At 44.2% G+C, this 3,345-nt stretch carries 3 protein-coding genes; 2 read left to right on the plus strand and 1 reads right to left on the minus strand.

Going from position 1 to position 3,345, the window contains the following annotated elements:
- The first annotated feature begins 430 nt into the window (after positions 1–430).
- On the plus strand, positions 431–1,357 hold the full coding sequence (gene crtB / locus ACLFWI_RS28590) for a 15-cis-phytoene synthase CrtB (RefSeq protein ID WP_446415748.1): 927 nt from the start codon (positions 431–433) through the stop codon (positions 1,355–1,357).
- A 135-nt stretch (positions 1,358–1,492) separates the two neighbouring features.
- Here the strand turns inward: crtB and ACLFWI_RS28595 are convergent, their stop codons facing one another.
- Complete coding sequence (locus ACLFWI_RS28595) at positions 1,493–1,888, minus strand: CU044_2847 family protein (RefSeq protein WP_446415749.1); 396 nt, start codon at positions 1,886–1,888, stop codon at positions 1,493–1,495.
- A gap of 373 nt (positions 1,889–2,261) precedes the next feature.
- Here ACLFWI_RS28595 and ACLFWI_RS28600 point away from each other — a divergent pair.
- A partial coding sequence (locus tag ACLFWI_RS28600; protein ID WP_446415750.1) for a caspase family protein occupies positions 2,262–3,345 on the plus strand: 1,084 nt, incomplete at its 3' end.

The following is a 3,345-nucleotide window of genomic DNA, read 5'->3' on the forward strand; positions in this document are numbered from 1 at the left end:
GCCAGTATGGAGGGTGCCGTACTTTCTGGTAAGCTGACATCGCAGGTGATTGTCAGGCGTCATGAATCAGGAGGCTCAAGTCAACGGCTGTTTAAACAGGTGGACAGTAAAGAGGTTGTCGGTGCGGGTTAAGAGAAAAACTCATTATCCTCACCCCACTATCCGTCTTTACCGTAACTATCCCAGCTAAAGCCCTGGAACTAAAATCGGCGAGAAGCTGTTTTTTGTCTGTGGGCTGGAAGCTGGCGTTCCGTTGAACTGGGTTCCAAGACTGACCCGCTAAATTTTAGCGTACTTGAGCTTGGGTTCTGGGAAACGTGTTTCTCGACTATAGGAGTCAGTACCATTCTTTTGACTTCTTTTGACAGCTAACTGCTATGACTTAATCCAGGATCTACTCCTTCGCCCCTAACCGAATTACCTGCAACGAATGCTTCAATTGCCTAAATCTCCGCCCATGAGAAAGCTGGTTTCTGAATCTGAGGCTTATGAAATCTGTCGTCAGATTACAGCAAAATACGCCAAGACGTTTTATCTGGCTACCTTACTTATGCCAGAACAAAAGCGTCGTGCGATATGGGCAATCTATTTCTGGTGTCGGCGAACCGATGAACTGGTGGATGGTCCCCAAGCCCGTTTAACCACGCCGGAAACCTTAGACCGCTGGGAACAGCAGTTAGAATCTGTTTTCGCGGGACAGCCAATCGAGGACGCGGATGTGGCGTTAGTGGATACGTTGCAACGATTCCCGATGGATATTCAACCATTTCGGGATATGATCGCGGGTCAACGGATGGACTTATTCCGCAGCCGTTATGAAACCTTTGAAGAACTTCAGCTATACTGCTATCGTGTGGCGGGTACCGTGGGGTTAATGACCAGTCCAGTGCTAGGATTTGACTTGGATTGGAGTCAAACGCCCTGGAATAGTCAGTTTGGGACGAATCCGGTAGAGGAAGCGATCGCGTTAGGGATTGCTAAACAGTTAACCAATATCCTCCGCGATGTTGGCGAAGATGCTCAACGGGGTCGAATTTATTTGCCCTTAGATGAATTGGCGCTATTTAATTATACCGAAGAAGACTTATTTAAGGGAGTTGTGGACGAGCGCTGGCAGGAATTAATGCGCTTCCAAATTCAACGGGCGCGTAAGTTTTATACTTACGCAGAAAAGGGTATTGGGGCGCTGAGTCGGGATGCGCGTTGGCCCGTCTGGGCGGCTACGATGCTGTATCAAGGGATTTTAGATGTAATTGAGCGTAATAATTATGATGTGTTTACGCAACGGGCTTATGTGTCTAAGGGGCGGAAGTTGCTTTATTTACCAGTAGCGTGGTTAAGGGCGCAGGCGCTTTAATTGTCATTCGTCATTAGTCATTTGTCATTTGTTTTTGAAGTTCATGGTAGGGGCGCACCGACGTGCGCCCAGTTTAACCGTAAAATCTCGTCCACTATTTTAGGTCGTCAGCCACCAATAACAATTTTATTATCCTCAATGGTTACTCTTTTGATTGGGAAACTTGCATTTAATGGAGACTTCAAAGTCAGCGTTACTTGACCCTTCAGCCAGCATAGGTAGACCCGTTTTTCCGGCAATTTTCAGACCAAATTTAATATTCATCTCTTCAATTTCTGCCGACGAAAACTCTTTAAATGCGCCAATAACATATTTAGTGTAGAAGCGGATGTATTTATGGGCTTGTTGGATTGAGGCGATGGCAACATCTGCGGCTCCTTTTTCTTCCCACTTATCCTCCTCTTCATCAGGAGTTATAACCGGAGTTTTCGCAGGATCAAGTTCAACTGGATTTTTAGAATAAAGGACTATTTCTAACGGTTCTCCGTCCTCATCAGCCATGAAGAAACGTTGAGTTTGCGGGTCGGACATTTTGAAATCTTGAGTAGGGTGAGCAATTCAACTCTTTTATAGCAGTTTTCCCTTCAATTAGGTACACCATTACCCCCTACAGTCTTCTACAGCTTAGAGGAGAGGGCGACCCGATCAAATTGAGAGGACTACAATTGTTAAGTTATGCAAGCGGGTCGCCCCTACAGAGAACAGGTATTTTATACCTTACATTAAAGATGCTATCCTACGTCTATAGACGGCTCTTAACTTCAATGGTACACTCATTCAGCATTTAAAGATTGCCGAAACTCTGGATAGACCGTAGGGTGGGTTGAGCGAAGTCGAAACCCACCAGCATTAATTCAGTACCATTCCTCTTACCTTCTAGAGACATTCATTCGTTTTCAGAAAAATGGCTCGATATGCTTTAATCGTTGGAATTGAAACCTATAATAGTCAATATTTACAGGATCTGAGTAAGTCAGTCATTGACGCCAAAGATTTTGCCCAGATTCTGGAAGACTATGGGAATTGTCCCCGCAATCATATTACGCTTTTGTCAGGTCAGGTCACTGGGGATGAACTCATTCAAGCATTGAAAACCTTTCTCAGTGAGCAAGCCAAAAATCAAGACGCGATTATTTACTTTTCCGGTCATGGCATTTTAGAGAAGCAACAAGATCCCCTCACCGACGAAGTATCACAAAAGGGTTATTTGGCTGCATCTGACTGTCAACTGAGTAAAAAAGAGAATCAATGGGTGGTTAAGGATAATGCCATTCCCCTAGAAAGCATTACTAAACTGATTAACCATACAGAATTAAGTAGTCTAATTATTATTCTTGATGCTTGCCATGGCGTGGCGTTAATTCAAGAAATAAATCATAGTTTTAACATTTTCCAAAATAACACCACCTACTATTTTATCGCCGCTTGCCAATCCTATGAAGATTCATGGGCGAGAAAGTCAAAACGTCATAGTGAATTTACAGGCGCATTAATCGAGGCGTTGTCCCAGGATAAAGCCGATGATGATGGAATTGTCACCATTGGGCAAGCCTTTGAGCAAGCCTCGAAACGATTAGAAACAGGTCGGCAAGAACCCACCTTTATGGGAAAAGGTAGCCGTTTACCGTTAGTGAAATATTCGGTAACATCTCTACTCAAAACTGTATCCAAATCCGCTCAAATCCCTGATAATGATTTAGAAATTTTGCAGCCCTATCTGGAGCAAATCGATCGCCCGATTCTTACATGGGCAATGATGGAAGGAGTTTCGGCTTATGCGCTAAACCACTGGTTAGCCTTGGATGAAGCGTTGAGCATTGATAGTTTTTTAACTGTTATCCGTGAACAATTTCCCCAAAAGCCAGATGGCACGTCATCATTTATTTCCGTGCTGCACGTTCTCAGTTGTCATCCCAAGATAGCACCCGAATTGCGAGACTATCAACGGGGCAAAAGTTTTCGGGTACTTTACCCACCAAAAAACCATG

It is taken from the genome of Coleofasciculus sp. (genome assembly GCF_046539235.1).
Lineage (GTDB): Bacteria > Cyanobacteriota > Cyanobacteriia > Cyanobacteriales > Coleofasciculaceae > Coleofasciculus.

Excerpts from the sequence above, each read along its gene's own strand:
- crtB (WP_446415748.1), top strand. The coding sequence starts at position 431 with ATGCTTCAATTGCCTAAATCTCCGCCCATGAGAAAGCTGGTTTCTGAA.
- ACLFWI_RS28595 (WP_446415749.1), bottom strand. The coding sequence starts at position 1,888 with ATGTCCGACCCGCAAACTCAACGTTTCTTCATGGCTGATGAGGACGGA.